Origin of the sequence: Leptolyngbya subtilissima AS-A7, from assembly GCF_039962255.1 — a bacterium.
Taxonomy (GTDB): domain Bacteria; phylum Cyanobacteriota; class Cyanobacteriia; order Phormidesmidales; family Phormidesmidaceae; genus Nodosilinea.
Map to the genome: position 1 here is coordinate 260,569 of NZ_JAMPKY010000009.1, position 16,187 is coordinate 276,755.

Annotated in this window: 16 protein-coding genes; 6 read left to right on the forward strand and 10 right to left on the reverse strand. The window is 55.0% G+C overall.

Annotation, left to right across the window (positions count from 1 at the left end):
• Positions 1–24 precede the first annotated feature (24 nt).
• Entirely contained in the window at positions 25–807 is a 783-nt protein-coding gene (gene hpsJ-B / locus NC979_RS19635) for a hormogonium polysaccharide biosynthesis protein HpsJ (protein ID WP_190516774.1), read from the forward strand.
• Here hpsJ-B and NC979_RS19640 read toward each other — a convergent pair.
• The 3 genes from NC979_RS19640 to NC979_RS19650 form a co-directional block, all read right to left on the reverse strand.
• Complete coding sequence (locus NC979_RS19640) at positions 804–1,631, reverse strand: SWIM zinc finger family protein (RefSeq protein ID WP_190516777.1); 828 nt, start codon at positions 1,629–1,631, stop codon at positions 804–806. The two genes, hpsJ-B and NC979_RS19640, sit on opposite strands and share 4 nt — an antisense overlap.
• Positions 1,632–1,864: 233 nt before the next feature.
• Complete coding sequence (locus NC979_RS19645; protein ID WP_190516779.1) at positions 1,865–3,253, reverse strand: UDP-glucose dehydrogenase family protein; 1,389 nt, start codon at positions 3,251–3,253, stop codon at positions 1,865–1,867.
• Between the two features lie 124 nt (positions 3,254–3,377).
• The gene (locus NC979_RS19650) at positions 3,378–4,355 is read right to left on the reverse strand and encodes a UDP-glucuronic acid decarboxylase family protein (protein WP_190516782.1); all 978 of its coding nucleotides are present in this window, start codon (positions 4,353–4,355) and stop codon (positions 3,378–3,380) included.
• A gap of 201 nt (positions 4,356–4,556) precedes the next feature.
• Here NC979_RS19650 and NC979_RS19655 point away from each other — a divergent pair, with 201 nt between their 5' ends.
• The gene (locus tag NC979_RS19655; protein ID WP_190516785.1) at positions 4,557–4,988 is read left to right on the forward strand and encodes a gamma-glutamylcyclotransferase family protein; all 432 of its coding nucleotides are present in this window, start codon (positions 4,557–4,559) and stop codon (positions 4,986–4,988) included.
• Between the two features lie 72 nt (positions 4,989–5,060).
• Here the strand turns inward: NC979_RS19655 and NC979_RS19660 are convergent, their stop codons facing one another.
• From NC979_RS19660 to NC979_RS19670, 3 genes are all read right to left on the reverse strand, one after another.
• Positions 5,061–6,548: an iron uptake porin gene (locus NC979_RS19660; protein WP_190516787.1), complete on the reverse strand. Its 1,488-nt coding sequence runs from the start codon at positions 6,546–6,548 to the stop codon at positions 5,061–5,063.
• 408 nt (positions 6,549–6,956) lie between these two features.
• Entirely contained in the window at positions 6,957–8,408 is a 1,452-nt protein-coding gene (locus NC979_RS19665) for an iron uptake porin (RefSeq protein ID WP_190516790.1), read from the reverse strand.
• A 215-nt stretch (positions 8,409–8,623) separates the two neighbouring features.
• Entirely contained in the window at positions 8,624–8,905 is a 282-nt protein-coding gene (locus tag NC979_RS19670; RefSeq protein ID WP_190516793.1) for a 4a-hydroxytetrahydrobiopterin dehydratase, read from the reverse strand.
• A 502-nt stretch (positions 8,906–9,407) separates the two neighbouring features.
• On the opposite strand from NC979_RS19670, the gene nadC reads away from it, so the two are divergent.
• Together nadC and NC979_RS19680 are read left to right on the forward strand one after the other, a co-directional pair.
• Complete coding sequence (gene nadC, locus NC979_RS19675; RefSeq protein ID WP_190516795.1) at positions 9,408–10,286, forward strand: carboxylating nicotinate-nucleotide diphosphorylase; 879 nt, start codon at positions 9,408–9,410, stop codon at positions 10,284–10,286.
• A 13-nt stretch (positions 10,287–10,299) separates the two neighbouring features.
• Positions 10,300–10,626 carry a heavy metal-binding domain-containing protein gene (locus NC979_RS19680; RefSeq protein ID WP_190516798.1) on the forward strand — a complete coding sequence of 109 codons (327 nt, stop codon included), beginning with the start codon at positions 10,300–10,302 and terminating at the stop codon, positions 10,624–10,626.
• A gap of 87 nt (positions 10,627–10,713) precedes the next feature.
• On the opposite strand, the gene NC979_RS19685 is transcribed toward NC979_RS19680, so the two are convergent.
• Together NC979_RS19685 and NC979_RS19690 are read right to left on the reverse strand one after the other, a co-directional pair.
• Positions 10,714–11,079 carry a DUF2237 family protein gene (locus NC979_RS19685; RefSeq protein ID WP_190516800.1) on the reverse strand — a complete coding sequence of 122 codons (366 nt, stop codon included), beginning with the start codon at positions 11,077–11,079 and terminating at the stop codon, positions 10,714–10,716.
• A 169-nt stretch (positions 11,080–11,248) separates the two neighbouring features.
• A complete protein-coding gene (locus tag NC979_RS19690; RefSeq protein WP_190516803.1) occupies positions 11,249–11,524 on the reverse strand; it encodes a YkvA family protein in 276 nt (91 codons plus the stop codon).
• A 190-nt stretch (positions 11,525–11,714) separates the two neighbouring features.
• Here NC979_RS19690 and dusA point away from each other — a divergent pair, with 190 nt between their 5' ends.
• Positions 11,715–12,758 (forward strand): tRNA dihydrouridine(20/20a) synthase DusA, encoded by a 1,044-nt coding sequence (dusA, locus tag NC979_RS19695; RefSeq protein ID WP_199308723.1) that lies wholly within the window; start codon positions 11,715–11,717, stop codon positions 12,756–12,758.
• On the opposite strand, the gene NC979_RS19700 is transcribed toward dusA, so the two are convergent.
• On the reverse strand, positions 12,741–13,952 hold the full coding sequence (locus NC979_RS19700; RefSeq protein ID WP_190516807.1) for a TolB family protein: 1,212 nt from the start codon (positions 13,950–13,952) through the stop codon (positions 12,741–12,743). The two genes, dusA and NC979_RS19700, sit on opposite strands and share 18 nt — an antisense overlap.
• Before the next feature lie 206 nt (positions 13,953–14,158).
• Here NC979_RS19700 and NC979_RS19705 point away from each other — a divergent pair, with 206 nt between their 5' ends.
• Positions 14,159–15,022 (forward strand): SDH family Clp fold serine proteinase, encoded by an 864-nt coding sequence (locus tag NC979_RS19705; RefSeq protein ID WP_190516810.1) that lies wholly within the window; start codon positions 14,159–14,161, stop codon positions 15,020–15,022.
• 24 nt (positions 15,023–15,046) lie between these two features.
• Here NC979_RS19705 and NC979_RS19710 read toward each other — a convergent pair whose 3' ends face one another.
• Positions 15,047–16,126 (reverse strand): glycosyl transferase, encoded by a 1,080-nt coding sequence (locus NC979_RS19710; protein ID WP_190516812.1) that lies wholly within the window; start codon positions 16,124–16,126, stop codon positions 15,047–15,049.
• Between the last annotated feature and the right edge of the window lie 61 nt (positions 16,127–16,187).

Below are 16,187 nucleotides of genomic sequence, written 5' to 3' on the forward strand. Positions count from 1 at the left end.
TGTAACAAGCGACCGACCCTTCCTATGACCTCTGAACCCGCTGTCACCAGCTCCACGGTGTCTCCTCTGGCTGCGATCGCCCTTAAGGTAGCCGGTGCCATCGCCATTCTGTCAGCCCTGCTCGACTTTTTAATTCTGCTGATTCCGCCCAATCTCACCAATGTGCAGTGGCAGTTGGCCACCACCACTCAGCTCGTCGATCGCGGTATCGTCCCCCTAATAGGCATGGCCCTGCTACTGACTGGGTTTTGGCTCGACAGTTCTGTGGGCAAGGGAGGGCAGCGCAAAAATCTGACCACCGATCTGCGGTTTTGGGTCTGTGCTTTGGCTAGCGTGCTGGGTTTGGTCTACTTGTTGCTCATACTACTGCACCTTAACGCCGTGCGCCTTTCTAGTCAGGCGGCCCTAGCCCAAGTCAGCACCGAAGCTAGCGAAGCCGCAACCCAGCTGCAACAACGGCTGTCTACCGAACTCAGCCAGCAACAGACCCAGCTAGGGGCGCTATTCGAAAACGACGACCTTTTATCCCAAGCGATCCAAAGCGGCCAGCTTCCCGCCGATATTGAGCAGTACCGCGACGATCCAGAGGGGCTCACCCAGTTCTTGCAGCAGCGCGCCGACCAAGCCCAGCAGCAAATTGAAACCGAAATCGGCACTCGCCGGGCGGAAGCCGAGCAGCGCGTAAGGGTTGAGGCCTGGCGCTCTGGCATTCGCGTCTCAGTGATTAGCCTGCTCTTGGCCGCTGGTTACTCGATCATTGGCTGGCTAGGGCTACGACGGCTGCTATCACTGACACGGTCAGCCTAGCCTAGGGCTTGCATCATCGCCTGCTGGGCTACGGTCTGATAAATTTCCTTGAGGTGACCCATCACTGCAGGCGCATCCTCAGGAGGGAGTGGTATTTTACCCAACACATCTAGAACCGTTGTTTCGGCAGGGGTAATCACCACCAGTTCCGAGTCCAGGGGTTCTGCATAGGCCCAAAAATGCTGAAGATCAACTTGACTGGTGACTTTCCCCGATTCCTGCTGAATGTCCGACTCCGTATCTGTGGTCAGGATTTCGGTGGAGGTCGCGGTACTCTGCCGTCGTTGCCGTAGCGCGTCTAAAATACTGTCACGACTGCGACCCCGCAGTTGAAACAGCACAAACGGATCCTCGCGAAAAAAATCTCCTAGCTGGTAGTACACCGCTGCAATGTGCTTGCAGGGGTTTTTAGGATCAGGGCAACTGCATTTAGAATGCACCTCTGACAGGTTGAATGGGTAAAGGCTGAGGCCATTGGCGGTAAAAACAGCCTCAATTTCAGCCGGCATTTCCCCCGCCAGCAGCTGAGCAGAATAAATGGCTTGCTCCGAAAGCGAATCAATGACGTAGTTCCAATCTTCGTCACTAAACGCGTCGAGCCAGATCGAAAGCTTGTAAGGTTCTTCAGCTGTGCCCTGCACCAAGGCCGTGACCTTGGACCCCTTGTACTCTAGGCTGAGAATGTGGCCTTCTCGGGCGTAGATGCGTCCCCGCTCTAGGCGCTTTTTGAAGCGGTAGGTGTTCAACAGCTCTACCCATCGCTGCACCCACCAAGCTTCATCTTCTAGGGCATAGGCACTTGAGGCGGACGCGTAGGCAGTCATAACAGGCAGCATAATGAGCTATCTGTTCATTTTAAGGCCAGTCGAGCTAGCCTCGCAGACTCGATCTAATAACCTATTGCAAGTGAGCAGCTCCAGGGAACGTTCCGCTGCTGGAGACCCAAAACTTTAGGTTTTGAGCCCCAAGGCTGATTAGATTTATGGAGCGGTTGCCATCGCTAGAGTCATGCCCATCGCGCCAGAGACATTGGCGCGATGGGCATGACAACTAGGCGTTAGCGACCAATACCCAAGTACTGGAAGCCAGCCCGCACCATGGCTTCGCGATCGAGGAAGTTGCGGCCATCAATGATGATGGGGCTGTTCATCCGCTGACCCATAGCGGCGTAGTCGAGCTCTTTAAACTGTTGCCAGTCGGTGACTAAGACCAGGGCATCGCAGTGGTCGGCCAAGAGCGTGGCGTCAGTCTCAACGATGACGCCTGTCAGCCCGTGGCGCAGCCCACTTTGGGAAACAATGGGGTCATAGGCTTTAACTTTGGCTCCTAGGCGATTGAGCTGCTCAATCAAAATCAACGCTGGTGCGTCGCGCATGTCGTCGGTGTCAGGTTTAAACGTGAGCCCCAGCAGGCCGACGGTTTTTCCCTTGAGAATCTTAAGCACCTGCTGAAGTTTTTCGAGGGTAATTTGACGCTGGCGGTCGTTAACCTCCACGGCGGCTTTGAGTAGCTGTGCCTCGTAGCCGTAGTCGTCGGCGGTGTGAATCAGGGCTGATACGTCTTTAGGAAAGCACGACCCGCCCCAGCCAATGCCAGCCTGCAAAAACTTTTTGCCGATGCGAGAATCCAGACCAATGCCCTGAGCCACCTGAGTCACGTCGGCCCCCACGCGATCGCAGATATTGGCGACTTCATTAATAAAGCTAATTTTGGTGGCCAAAAAAGCGTTAGAAGCATACTTGACCATTTCGGCCGAACTGATATCAGTGACCAGTACAGGCACTGGGTCGGCATTAGTATCTTCGGCAAAGCGCCGTTCTATGATTGGTGTGTAGAGTTCTTTCATCATGGCGATCGCCCGAGGGCTGTTGCTGCCCAGCACGATGCGATCGGGGTTAAAGGTGTCGTATACTGCTGAGCCTTCGCGCAAAAACTCTGGGTTGCTAACGACATCGAAGTCGGCAGCAACCTCAGGGTGGGTTGTCTCAGGAATACCCCCAGCGGGCACGGGTACCAGCTGGCGCTCAGCCACGCCATCCAACACAATCATGCGCACCCAGTCACCGGAACCAATGGGTACCGTAGATTTATTCACAATCACCTTGTAACCGCCGTTTAGGTGAGTGCCAATGCCCCGAGCTACCGCCTCCACATAGCGGGTATCACTTTCACCCGTAGGCAGTGCTGGGGTGCCCACTGCAATGAATAGGATGTCGCCGTGCTCAACGCCACCTTTGAGATCAGTGGAAAACTGGAGATGCCCTGCCGCCATTGACGACTGCATAATCTCAGCCAGCCCAGGCTCAAAAATGGGCGACTGCCCCGACTGCATGAGCTTAACCTTTTCCTCGTTGACGTCAATACACACTACATCGTGGCCAACGTTGGCTAGGCACACACCAGTAACCAGGCCTACATAACCAGTACCAATCACACATACCCGCATAGAAAATAGTCCTTACTTTATGAACAATCGATAATCGTTGAACTGTGGGCTCAACGCTCTTGACTTTGACAAACCTGAGGCCATAGCCCAGCTATGGCCTCCTAGCTATGGCCACCTGTAAAGGCTAGCTAGTCACAGAGTGCAGTGTCGGTGATACAGCCGCAGTTGTTCCTGATGGGCTCTGACGACTGCGAAAATCGTCGATGGTGAGCTTGAGACCTTCCTGTAGAGGCACCGTAGGATTCCAGTCGAGGAACGTTTGAGCCCGAGTGATATCCGGCTTGCGGCGTTGGGGATCATCCTGGGGCAAGGGTTTATGAATCAAGTCAGCGTCTGGGTTCACCATAGCCTGGATGGTTTGAGCTAGCTGTAAAATGGTGTACTCATCGGGGTTGCCTAAGTTGACTGGACCAATGTAATCGCCATTCATCAGTCGCATCAAGCCGTTCACCAAATCAGACACGTAGCAAAAGCTTCGCGTTTGAGAACCGCTACCATACACAGTCAGCGGAATACCCTGTAGGGCCTGGACAACGAAATTGCTGACTACACGACCATCGTTTTCAAGCATGCGAGGCCCATAGGTATTGAAAATTCGGGCCACTCGGATATCGACGTTGTTTTGACGGTGGTAGTCAAAGGCTAAAGTTTCAGCGACGCGCTTGCCCTCGTCGTAGCAGCTGCGAATGCCAATTGGGTTGACGTTGCCCCGGTAGTCTTCGGTTTGGGGATGCACTTCAGGGTCGCCATACACCTCAGAGGTTGAGGCCAGCAGAAAGCGAGCTTTAACTCGCTTAGCTAAGCCCAACATATTTAGGGTGCCCATGACGTTAGTTTTGATGGTTTTGACCGGGTTGTACTGGTAATGCACCGGAGAGGCAGGGCAGGCCAGATGATAAATTTGGTCAACCTCAAGCCGAATTGGCTCAGTTACGTCGTGGCGAATAACCTCGAAGTAGGGGTGATCGAGCCAATGCAGCAGATTGTGCCGGTGACCTGTATAAAAATTATCTAAACAAATTACCTCGTGCCCCTCAGTCATTAAACGGTCAATTAAGTGGGAGCCAATAAACCCAGCTCCGCCAGTTACGAGAATTCTCATGGGCAATCAACCAGAGAGAGATTTATAAACTAGGGGGTGTAGCTTGCACCTAACCTTACTTTCCCCAGGGTAAAGTATCCGGATATCAAAACCCCATCACTTCAATTTTGATTGGTTTGCTAATGCTTTATGAAGTTTTTCACTTTAAATGGCTGTGTTAAAGACAGCCTGAGCAGGTTGTGTGTTTACTTGAACAACTCTATGCCAGGTGACGTCCTTTGCTATTTGTTCGTTTATGGCACCCTCAAACCTGGGGAGAGAGCGTTTGCCAACCTCTGTGAACCTTTTGCGATCGCAGCCCGACCAGCACAGACGATTGGACGACTCTACCATTTACCCCTAGGCTACCCAGCTATGACCACAGAACCTGGTTGGGTAAAAGGGTTTTTGCTGACGTTCTCCAGCGCAGATGCTCTAACGGCTATAGATGCTTTTGAAGAATATTACCCCGATCGCCCCCAGAGCAGTGAGTACCAGCGGAGCTTACAAACGGTTTATGACCTGAACCAGCACTCCTTAGAGATAGCTTGGGTCTACACCATGAGCCTAGAGCAGGTAAATAGTTCTGGAGGTCTCTGGTTACCCCATGGCTATTGGACAGAGGCTATGGACTTTATAAACTTGCCAAAATAAAAAAGGCTCTGCCATGTTGGCAGAGCCTTAGAGCTAGTTAGACTAGCTAAGTTGTGACTAAGTTATAAAAACTTAGAAACGGAAGGTGGCGCGAATAGCACCCCAGAGACCGATTTCGTCATCAGCAGCGAGGGTATTGATGTCGCCATAGATAACAGCGGGGGTGATGGTCAAGAACTGGTTGAAGGGAATTTCGTAGTAACCTTCAACAATAGTGGGGTTGTTGGTAGAACCCAACAGCTGGGGCAATTGGCCACCGTAGACACCTAGCTGAGCACCCTCAGCCAGGAAGTTGTTGATGCCAAGACCAGCAGTCCAGCTAAAGTCGTTGCCACCGTTGTAGGTGGTATAAGCACCGTGACCAGCTACGAAGAACCTGCCGAAGTCAAGGTTCAACAGACCAGCATAGGTGTCAGTAGCACCCGGAACACCATTGAATCTGTCAGACCGGTCGCTGTGGATGTAGGCAATACCAGCATCCAGGAAGCCATCGGTCAGGAAGCTGAGCTGGCCAATGTAGCTCTGGCTATTAGCAGCAAAGATACCGACGGAGGGAGTAAAACCACCCTCGCCACTGGTGTAACCTGCATCGAACACAATGCTGTCGGTGAGAGCAAAGCTCAGACCAACACCAGCGCCAGCGGTAGTGCTACCACCAGCGTCGTAGAACTGAGGCCCACCAGCATCAGCAACGGAAGGGCCGTCGAAGGGCACGATGGTGCTGGTTACCCAGTCATCGCCCTGAAGGCCACGAGCAGAAGCAGTCACGGTAAGGCGGCTGCCAACCGGGAACTGGTAGTAGAAGTCATCAATCTGCACGTTGTAGTCAGTATTGCTAGGATTACCGGCGTCACTGCTGCTAGAGTTAGCGAGGCCACCTAGGAGCCCTGCGCTGTTAGGGTCGCCGCTGATTGCATTACCTCTGGCACCCTGCAAGCGAATACGCAAACGGTCGTTGCCAGTAAAGCTGGAGTCAAAGTTCAAGCGGGCACGGGCAGCAACGCTGGTGCTCGCCTCACCGGTGACGATGTCAATCGGGGTAACCAGGTGGAAGTCAGCCTGACCAACCAGCTTGGTGGTGGTAGAGAACTGCTGAGCGCGCAGGGTAGCGGTTTCAGCTTCTAGGGCATCGACGCGGCCGCGCAGGGTAGCCAGTTCAGCCTGGAACTCTTCTTGCAGACGACGGATGGTAGCGAGGTCGTCAGGGTCGATGCCGGACTGGGCGATCAGGGTAGCGATCACGTCCAAGCAGGAGTTGAGACCAGCAGCGAACTCAAAGCGAGTCAGGCTGCGCTGACCGCGGAAGGTGCGGTCGGGGTAGCCCTGAATACAACCGTAGTTTTCAACTAGGCTTTGTAGTGCCTGGAAGGCCCAGTCGGAGGGCAGCACGTCGGTGAGCTCTGAGACGCTGGTGATTTGAGCCAGTTGAATAGAGTCTTGGTCGAAGTCGCTGACCAGGGGGGTAGCGGCTTCAGCTGCGATCGCGGAGCCAGAGACGGCCACAGCTGCACCTAGGGCAGCGGGCACAGCCAGCAAAGATTGCCAAAATAACTTAGCCATTCGATTTTCTCCTCACACCTTAATCAAGGCTTATTGTGTACCTACCAGCAGGTTTGGCAAAAGCCGCACCCAATGAACGAAGTTCAGACCTGACCCAATAATAGGGGACAGTAACTCAACCTTATGTACATCCAAGACCGATAGTAGCAGATCTGCTCATCGGCGGCTAGATAAGATTTGACCTAATGACTAAGTAGTCACAAAATCACCTCATCTAGTGCTTAGACAAGCACCTTAGGCATAAGGTTCCCCAAAATTATCTGAGTTAGCAGGAGTAAGGAAATTTTTTGGAATGGCGTATTAGACGACTGTTGATTCCGATTTCTGAAGCTGATGGATAAGCTCTGGCGACCGGAGACTCTGACCAGTGATCAACCAACTCAGAGTCCCCAGTAAGAGGGATAACCCCTAGAACTCGAAGGTGGCGCGCAGGACACCCCAGAAACCAGTTTCATCAGTATCACTACCCAGATTGGTGTCCCCATAGATGACTGCAGGAGTAATGGTTAGGAACTCGTTAAAGGGCACCTGGTAGTAACCTTCGATTAGTAGAGGGTTGTTGGTGGTATCAGCTACCTGAGGTAGCTGACCACCGTAAATGCCCAGTTGAGACCCTTCAACCCCAAAGTCGTTGATGCCAAGACCAGCGGTCCAGCTGAAGTCGTTGCCGCCGTTGAAGGTTTGATATGCACCATGGCCAGCGATAAAGAATCCACCAAAGTCAAGGTTCAACAGAGCAGCGTAGGTGTCAGTACCGCCGGGTAGACCACCTTGGAAGTTGGTGGATTGGTCGTTGTGCAGGTAGGCAATACCAGCATCCAGGAAACCATCGCTCAGAAAGCTCAGCTGAGCAATGTAGCTCTGGTCGGCAGCAGCAAAGATACCAACATTAGGATTGAAGGCACCAGGACCACCAGCGGTGTAACCTGCATCTAGCACGATGCTGTCAGTCAGGGCGATGCTGATACCAGCACCGGCACCGTTAGAGCTACTGCCGCCGCTGCTATAGAAAGCTGGTTCTCCATATTGGGCGACGGAGGGGCCATCAAAAGGAACGATGGTGTCGGTGACCCAGTCATCGCCCTGAAGGCCGCGAGCAGAGGCAGTTAGAGTGATGCGGCTACCAACGGGGAATCGATAGTAGAAGTCGTCAATGGTTACGTTGTAGTCGTTGCCCCGAGCGTTGGCCAAGCCACCGAGCACATCTGGGGCAATGGCGTTACCCTCACCAGCCTGCAGGCGAATACGCAAGCGATCGTCACCAGTGAAGCTGGAGTCGAAGTTTAATCGAGCGCGATTGGCAACGCTAGTGTTTGCTTCATCGGTAATGCTGTCAATCGGGGTTACCAGGTGGAAGTCAACTTGCCCTCGCAGCTTGGTGGTGGTAGAGAACTGCTGAGCGCGCAGGGTAGCGGTTTCAGCTTCTAGGGCATCGACGCGGCCACGCAGGGTAGCCAGTTCAGCCTGGAACTCTTCTTGCAGACGACGGATGGTAGCGAGGTCGTCAGGGTCGATGCCGGACTGGGCGATCAGGGTAGCGATCACGTCCAAGCAGGAGTTGAGACCAGCAGCGAACTCAAAGCGAGTCAGGCTGCGCTGACCGCGGAAGGTGCGGTCGGGGTAGCCCTGAATACAACCGTAGTTTTCAACCAGACTTTGTAGCGCTTGGAAGGCCCAGTCGGAGGGCAGCACGTCGGTGAGCTCTGAGACGCTGGTGATTTGAGCCAGTTGAATAGAGTCTTGGTCGAAGTCGCTGACCAGGGGGGTAGCGGCTTCAGCTGCGATCGCGGAGCCAGAGACGGCCACAGCTGCACCTAGGGCAGCGGGCACAGCCAGCAAAGGCCAAAATAGCTTAGACATGTAATTTTCTCCTCACACCGTTCTAAAAAGCGAAGCGTGTACCAGTAGCGAAAGCTGCAGCACAGTTTCGTATAGGAGGTTGTCGTAGATCAACATCCTCAGGGTGCAAGACGAGTTAAGTGTGAGTGAGAGTTTGGGAAGAGCTTAATTAGCCTCATTAACGTCAAGTGAAGAAATCATGGCTCTTCGACTGTGACGTTTAAGGTTAAGTTGGTTTAACTCAAAGCAGAGATAGTTTCTGCCATAGCAAAGTCTTTTTCGGTTAGACCTCCTGTGTCGTGGGTGGAGAGGCTAACGACGACCCGGTTGTAGGAGATTTGCAGGTCGGGGTGGTGACCGGCGGCTTCGGCAGGCTCGACTAGCTGGTTGACAAAGTCGACGGCAGCGACGAAATCTTTGAAGGTGCGGGTAAAAGTGATGGTCTTGCCGACCAACGTCCAGTCAGAAAGCTGGCTTAGTTTAGCTTGAATGTCGCGATCGCTGAGGAGAGTGGCCATGGCGGTAGGGAGATGAGCTATCCCATCATCCTAGGACGGTAGTGGTGCGATCGCATTCAGCGAAGGGATGCTGAGTCTGCCGATCGCGTGTTGCCTTTAAAGCGTTGCCCCTTTAAAAGCTATCCGCCCCTGCCAGGGGAAGAAAGTCTTCCTAAGCAGGGGCGGTCTAGTTGGATCTTAGGTTGAACCTGACTGCCGGGAGGAACCCTATTCAGCCAGCTTCGAGAGCTTAGCTAGTTGCCAAAGCAACCAACACTGAAGCTAGAGTACAGCCCCGGCGCACAGCCGGCTGATCTCAACCTGAAGACCCACACGTTTACTACTTTCTTGCATGGGCATCACCTCCTGGAATCCTAACGGTAAAATCTGTAGAGTTGCTGCCGTAACAGCGGCATTACTCGTAAGTTAGCACAATAATTTCTGGCTGTGGCAGAAATTGCGAGCTTTGTCGAGGTCTAAGCCGATCGCGCTGGCCCTCAATGCCCTTCCAGAGCCATAACCTATGTCCCCAAACCCTCTTCCGATTCCTGATATCACCGTAGATCAGTACCTACAAGCCTGGTTGCAAGAAGATGTTGGCCGCGGTGACTGGACTACCGCTGGGTTGGGGTCTTTTGCCCAGCGGCCTGGGCAGGCCGTTTGGGTCACCCGTGCTCCCGGCGTCATTGCTGGGCTTCCCTTTGCTCGCCGCCTCTTTCAGCAGCTGGATGCCGACGCCAGCTTTGAGCCCTTGGTAAATGATGGCGACCCTTGCACTAAAGACACCACCGTTGCCAAAATCAGCGGCCCTCTGGCGGTGCTGCTCACGGGCGAACGGGTGGCCTTAAACCTGGTGATGCGCCTGAGCGGCATTGCCACCGCTACCCATCAGTACGTGGAGCAGTTAGCTGATAGTCCTACCCAATTGGTCGATACCCGCAAGACTACCCCTGGTCTACGGCAGTTTGAAAAGTACGCCAGCCGAGTTGGTGGGGCCATTAACCACCGCATGGGGCTAGACGACGCGGTGATGATTAAAGACAACCATATCGCTGCTGCTGGAGGCATTCGAGCGGCCGTGGCTCAGATTCGAACGGCAATTCCTTACCCCATGACGGTGGAGGTAGAAACGAGCAATCTGGATCAGGTTGATGAAGCGATCGCCTGTCCTGTAGACATCATCATGCTCGACAATATGTCTCCAGAGCTGATGAAGACGGCTGTTGAGCGCATTCGCCAGCAAAAGCCAACGGTCAAGATCGAGGCGTCTGGCAACGTGACGCTAGAGACGTTGGGGGCGATCGCGGCGACAGGGGTAGATTTTATTTCCAGCAGTGCCCCCGTTACTCGGGCTCCGTGGCTAGATATTAGTATGCAAGTGACGAGTTCTGAAGCGCTTTAACCCAAGGTAACCCATGATCTTAACTACCGGTCCTAACGTTGACGGTCGCCAAGTAGTTGAATACTGCGGGTTGGTCAATGGCGAGGCTATTTTGGGAGCCAATATTTTTAAGGATTTTTTTGCGGGCATTCGCGATGTGGTGGGCGGGCGATCGGGTGTCTACGAAAAGTCTCTGCGCCAGGCCCGCAACACCGCCATCAAAGAAATGACGCAGGCGGCCCAAGAACTAGGCGCCGACGCCATTATTGCCGTAGACATCGACTATGAATCGCTCGAAATCAACAACGGCGGCAACATGCTGATGGTGGCGGCCAGTGGTACAGCGGTGCGACTGGGATGAGGCGTTCTTGGCCTAAGCACCCAGCCCCTAGCCTTGATCTAGGCCAAATTCAAGGATTTATTTTAGGAACCAGGTGCCTGGATTCAGTTATGGAAGAGCGTGGTCTTTCATGTCAGCTAGGGAAACATGCTCGATGGCAGCGGCATGAGTGGCATCGAGGATCACCGGGGGCGCTACCCCGGCTTCTAGGGCTTCTTGCCAGCGAGGGGCGCAAAGACACCAGCGATCGCCCGGCTTGAGCCCCGGAAATTGGAAATCGGGCATCGGTGTCGAGAGATCGTTGCCCTGGGCTTTGGTGAAGGCCAAAAACTCAGGGGTCATCTGGGCACACACCACGTGAACTCCCATATCGCCTGCGCCGGTATTGCAGCAGCCATCACGATAAAAGCCGGTCATGGGCGAGGTGCAGCAGGGGGCGAGGGGAGTCCCCAAGACGTTGGTGGCGGTGGTCATGGGAGTTTTAACCTAAAGAGCCGGTAGGCAAGTCGCCGTTCGCTTTTAATCTACCGCAAGACCTCATAACCCGCCTTGACGAAGCTTAAAAAAAAGAGATGCCGCTAGCGACATCTCCGGGAGATAGGTTTGAGGGTAAAGAGTCTGGCAGGGACTGACCTGCCTCGGCCTACGCATCAATGGTGGTAATGGGTTCATCGGCTGTGCTAGTGCCGGACTGCTTACGCTTGTTGAGGTGCTCCAGCGCAATTTGAGTCAATTCGGTGACGAGCAGGGTGGCCAACAAACCGTCATCGACCCAGCCAATAATTGGCAAGAAGTCAGGGGCAATATCAATGGGAGAAACCAAGTAAATTATGGTTCCCACAACCAAGAGCCAGCGGTATTTGGTATTGCGTAGAGTTGCTTTATACCAGTTGTAAAATGAGCCGATCGCATTGTTCATTGAGCCATTCACCTGAACGTGACTATTTCATGGTGTCAAAAAAACAGGCGATCACCTAGTGTAGAAAACTGATCTAAAACGGTGGAGAACCGGCCCCCAGAATTGATTGGCTCTGGGTGAAGCAACCTCTGGATGCCCAGAGCCAGAGTGCTAGACTACGGGAGCAACAATGACAGAAATGCGCGGTTCTATGACCGTAGAGACGAGACCGACGGACCAAGCCGGAGTGGCGACCATTGAGGTGCTCCTTAGCATTGCACCCATGATGGATCGCACCGATCGCCATTATCGCTACTTTATGCGGCAGATCACTCGGCACACCCTGCTCTATACCGAGATGGTGACGGCCCAGGCAATTTTGCACGGCGATCGCGACCATTTGCTGGGTTTTACCCCCAGTGAGTCGCCGCTGGTGCTGCAGGTGGGAGGTGACGATCCGCAGATGCTGGCAGTCTCGGCCCGCGCTGCCGCTGACTTTGGCTATGATGCCATCAATTTGAACGTGGGCTGCCCGAGCGATCGCGTCCGCAGCGGCAACTTTGGAGCCTGCCTGATGGCCCAGCCTGGGCGGGTCGCCGAGGGCGTTGCGGCCATGATGGCGGCCAGTCCGCTGCCGGTCAGCGTCAAGCACCGGATTGGGATCGATGATCGCGATCGCTATGAGGACATGGCCACTTTCGTGGATACCGTGGCTCAGACCGGCTGCCGCCACTTTACTGTTCACGCCCGCAAGGCCTGGCTGCAGGGGCTTAGCCCCAAAGATAACCGCACCGTGCCGCCCCTACGCTACGGCGACGTGCACCGCCTCAAACGCGACTTTCCCCACCTGTGGATTGAGATCAATGGTGGCTTGACCCGACTTGAGCAGGTGACAGAACAGCTTGCCCAGGTCGATGGGGTCATGGTTGGCCGAGCTGCCTACGACAATCCTTACCTCTTTAGCCAGATTGATCAGAGCTTTTTTGCTGCCCGCCAGGATCCCCTCAGCCGCCACCAGGTGGCCGAAGCGATGCTGCCCTACATTGACCACTGGGTGCGCCAGGGGCTGAAGCTCAACAAAATTACTCGCCACATGCTGATGCTGTTTGCAGGGCAGCCCGGCAGCCGCTTGTGGAAGCAAACACTAACCGAGGAGTCGTCAAAGCCTGGGGCCGGGGTTGAGGTTGTCCGGCAGGCTTTGACGGCGGTGCAGCGACAGAGCGAAATTCAGGCTCAGCTAGGGAGTCTTGTTTAGGCCTTGGGTGTTGGTCTCGATCGGGGTTGGCACCCAGGCGAAGGGATAAACGTATTCGTCAATGGCGGTTAGGGGAGACAGTGCTGTGCCATCGGGCTGAACGCGGTGCAGCACCTGGGTACCTAGTGAGTCGTCCGGCGGGGTGGCCGTAAAGGCGATCCACTCGCCATCAGGGGACCACTGGCTGTCGAGGATATTCTGCAGAGGCTGATTGGTCAAAGCCGTAAATTCTTGGCTGACGAGATCCATGCGAAATAGGGTTTGCCGACCGGCTTGAGCTCCTGAGGCGAAGGCGAGCTGCTGACCGTTAGGAGCCCAGCTGAGGGCGTCGTAAAAACCAGGCCGGGTGAGAGATTGGGTCTCCCCAGTGTTGACGTTGACTAGAGCAATGATTTCTTGGTTGCTGAGGGGTGGGTTGTGGGGCCGATAGTAGGCGATATAGCGACCGTCAGGTGACCACAGCACAATGCTGCGGTAAATCTGGAAGTTGGCTTCGGGCGTCAGCACGCGGCGATCGCCCCCGTCAGCCCTCACGACATTGAGCCGCTGGAAAGGATAGTTACCCTCATAGAAGGCCAGCTGGGTGCCATCGGGGGACCAAGCCAAAGGGCTCCCAGCAGCACCGTAGATGCCAGGGGTTTGGGTAATGCGGCGAGGGCGACTGCCGTCCAGCCCGGCTACGAAGATATGCTGGCCGGTCACATAGGCGATCTGGCTGCCATCGGGCGCCACAAAAACGTCTGACTCTGGACTGTCGGGCAAGGAATTAAAGGCTGTCACCTCTCCAGTAGGGCGACTAAGGAACAGTTCTAATTCAGCGGGGGCACCGGCGGTGGGGGCGGGGCAGCGCTGCTTAATGACTAAGGTTTCGCCATCGAGCTGCCAGACCAGATCGATTGTGGGCGGCCGTTGACAATCGCTAGAAAACACCAGCTTGGGGGAGCCCGCACCCGGTTCAACTCGATAGACTTCGCCGTAGTTTTGAACAATGGCTAGCCGCTCTCCGCTGCGAGACCAGGCTAGGGTATTGAAGGGGCGATCGCCCTCGGGCAGCAGGGCTTCGCGATCGCCGCTGTCGGGCTCCAGACGAAACAGCCCACTGGGGGTCGCAAAAGATAGATCTGCCGCTGGCGCTGCTGTGATGGCAAACGCCACAATTGCGGTGGTGAATACGGCCACAGAAGGTTGAATCACGGTTTCACATCCTTAAGCGTTCCCTTCGTCATCATAGCTATGGGCCGGGGGCTTGGAACCAGATTTTAGAATCGCACCGGGCAACCGCCCTGATCATCGGTTAGTTTCTAAGATGCCAGAAGCGTTAATTGTTGGGTTGTCGGCCCTGCCGCCATCGAGCAAGATGGACGGGTGCTGACTCCGGTGCTGTATTTATTCGTCAGCTCATGAACGTCATCAGCCTATTTTTCATCTTTTTAATTCTCTCCTCCCTTCAACCTGCCATTCAGCGGCGGCTCGTCCAGTCACGTCGGATCAACGCCATTCGCAATCTAGAGCAGCAGCGCGGCAGCCGGGTGATTTTGTTGATTCATCGCCAGGAGTCGATCAGCCTGCTGGGCATTCCCATCTCGCGGTTTATCAATATCGAAGACTCAGAGCAGATTTTGCGGGCCATTCGCCTCACCCCCGCCAACGTGCCCATTGACTTGATTTTGCACACTCCTGGGGGGCTGGTGCTGGCCACCGAGCAAATTGCCCGAGCGTTGCTGCGCCACGGGGCTAAGGTAACGGTGTTTATTCCCCACTACGCCATGAGTGGCGGCACGATGCTGGCAATGGCCGCCGACGAAATTGTGATGGATGAAAATGCGGTGCTGGGGCCGGTGGATCCTCAGTTGGGCAACGTAGCAGCCGCCAGCATTCTCACGGTGCTAGAGGCAAAACCACCCGAGAAAATGGATGATCAGACTCTCATAACGGCCGATCTAGCCCGCAAGGCAATTAGCCAGGTACAGCGATTTGTGCGAGCTCTGCTGGAAGACTCAAACCCTCGACAGAAAGTTGACCCGGCCAACATTGACAAAATTATCGATCGCCTCACCACTGGCCAGGTCACCCACGACTACCCAATTGCGGTAGAGGAGGCGACCGACATGGGTCTACCCGTGACCGTAGGCTTGCCTTTGGAGATCTACAGCCTGATGGACCTCTATCCTCAGCCGATGATGGGCCGCCCGACGGTGCAGTACATTCCGCTGCCGTACCAGAGTCTGCCGCCGCTGCCAACCGGGCAAGGGCGAGCCCAGTAGGCAGTAGTTGAGTGGGTACGAGACTTATCTACTGAAGTAATCGACAATGGCTTTGGCGATCTGATGGTTGCCGTCTTTGCCGATAGATTTGGTAGTGCGGGGTGGGTCGAGGGGCTGGGTTAAAAATGCCCAGTCGCCGTCGAAAAATTCGGCGGGGGTGAGGACTCGGTGCCAGCTGTAGTCTTGCAGGCCGTTGACGAGCACGGGACCTTCCGCAAAGTCTTCCCGAGTGATAGTGATAACGGGCAGATCGAGGCGGCAGGCCTCGGAGAAGGTGCTGAACCCGGGCTTGGAGACTATGCGGCTGCATAGGGGCATGACATCCACTGGGCGGTAGCCCTGCCTGGGCACTTTAAACAGATTGGGCAGGGCGGGAACGTCTTGCTCAAAGGTGAGAAACTGCCAGCCGGGAAACTGGGTGAGGCGCTCGTAGGGAATGGCCTGGAGGCTTAACCCGCCGAAGGTCAGTAGAACCGTGCGTTCTTTGAGATGAGACAGGTTCCACTGTGCCCTCAATGCTTCAGCTTCATAGCGCGGGGTGCCTCCGGTTAGCCCGACGTCTTCTATGAGGGGGAAGGCAGCCATCGGCTCGTGGAAGGGCAGGCGGAAGAGGCGATCGCACTCGCCAAAACATTCCCCAATCCAGCGGGCGATCGGCTCAAACTCTGAGCCAAAGCCGCGGTAGATGAAATCCCAGCCAAAGTTGCTGACCATCCAGCAGGGGATGTCAGCGGCGTGGGCGATCGCCGTAGCCAGCGGTGGAATATCAGCCAGCACCAGACTCACCCCGCGCTGCTTGAGGTAGGTGGCCGCAGAGGCCACGGTTTCTTGTTGATGAGCCTGAATGTCTTCAAGCCTAGCCAGCGTGGCCGGCAAATCCATGGTGAGGCTATCGGGCTGAATCACACCGATATCAAAGGCCACCGGACGATACTCATAGTCCATCGGCAGGTATTCGTTGAGCAGCCATTGGGGAGCGGTAGTGGCCAGCACCAAATCTACCTCGGGCTGTAGCGCTTTGACCGCAGCGGCAACCGAGGCGGCCCGGGTGGCATGGCCAAAGCCGTGGTTAGTAATTGCCACGTAGAGCACAGGGCGGGGCATAGACAATTTCTCTCCAACTAAAAAGGCTCGTCCCTAGGGACGAGCCTTAATCATCTCAACA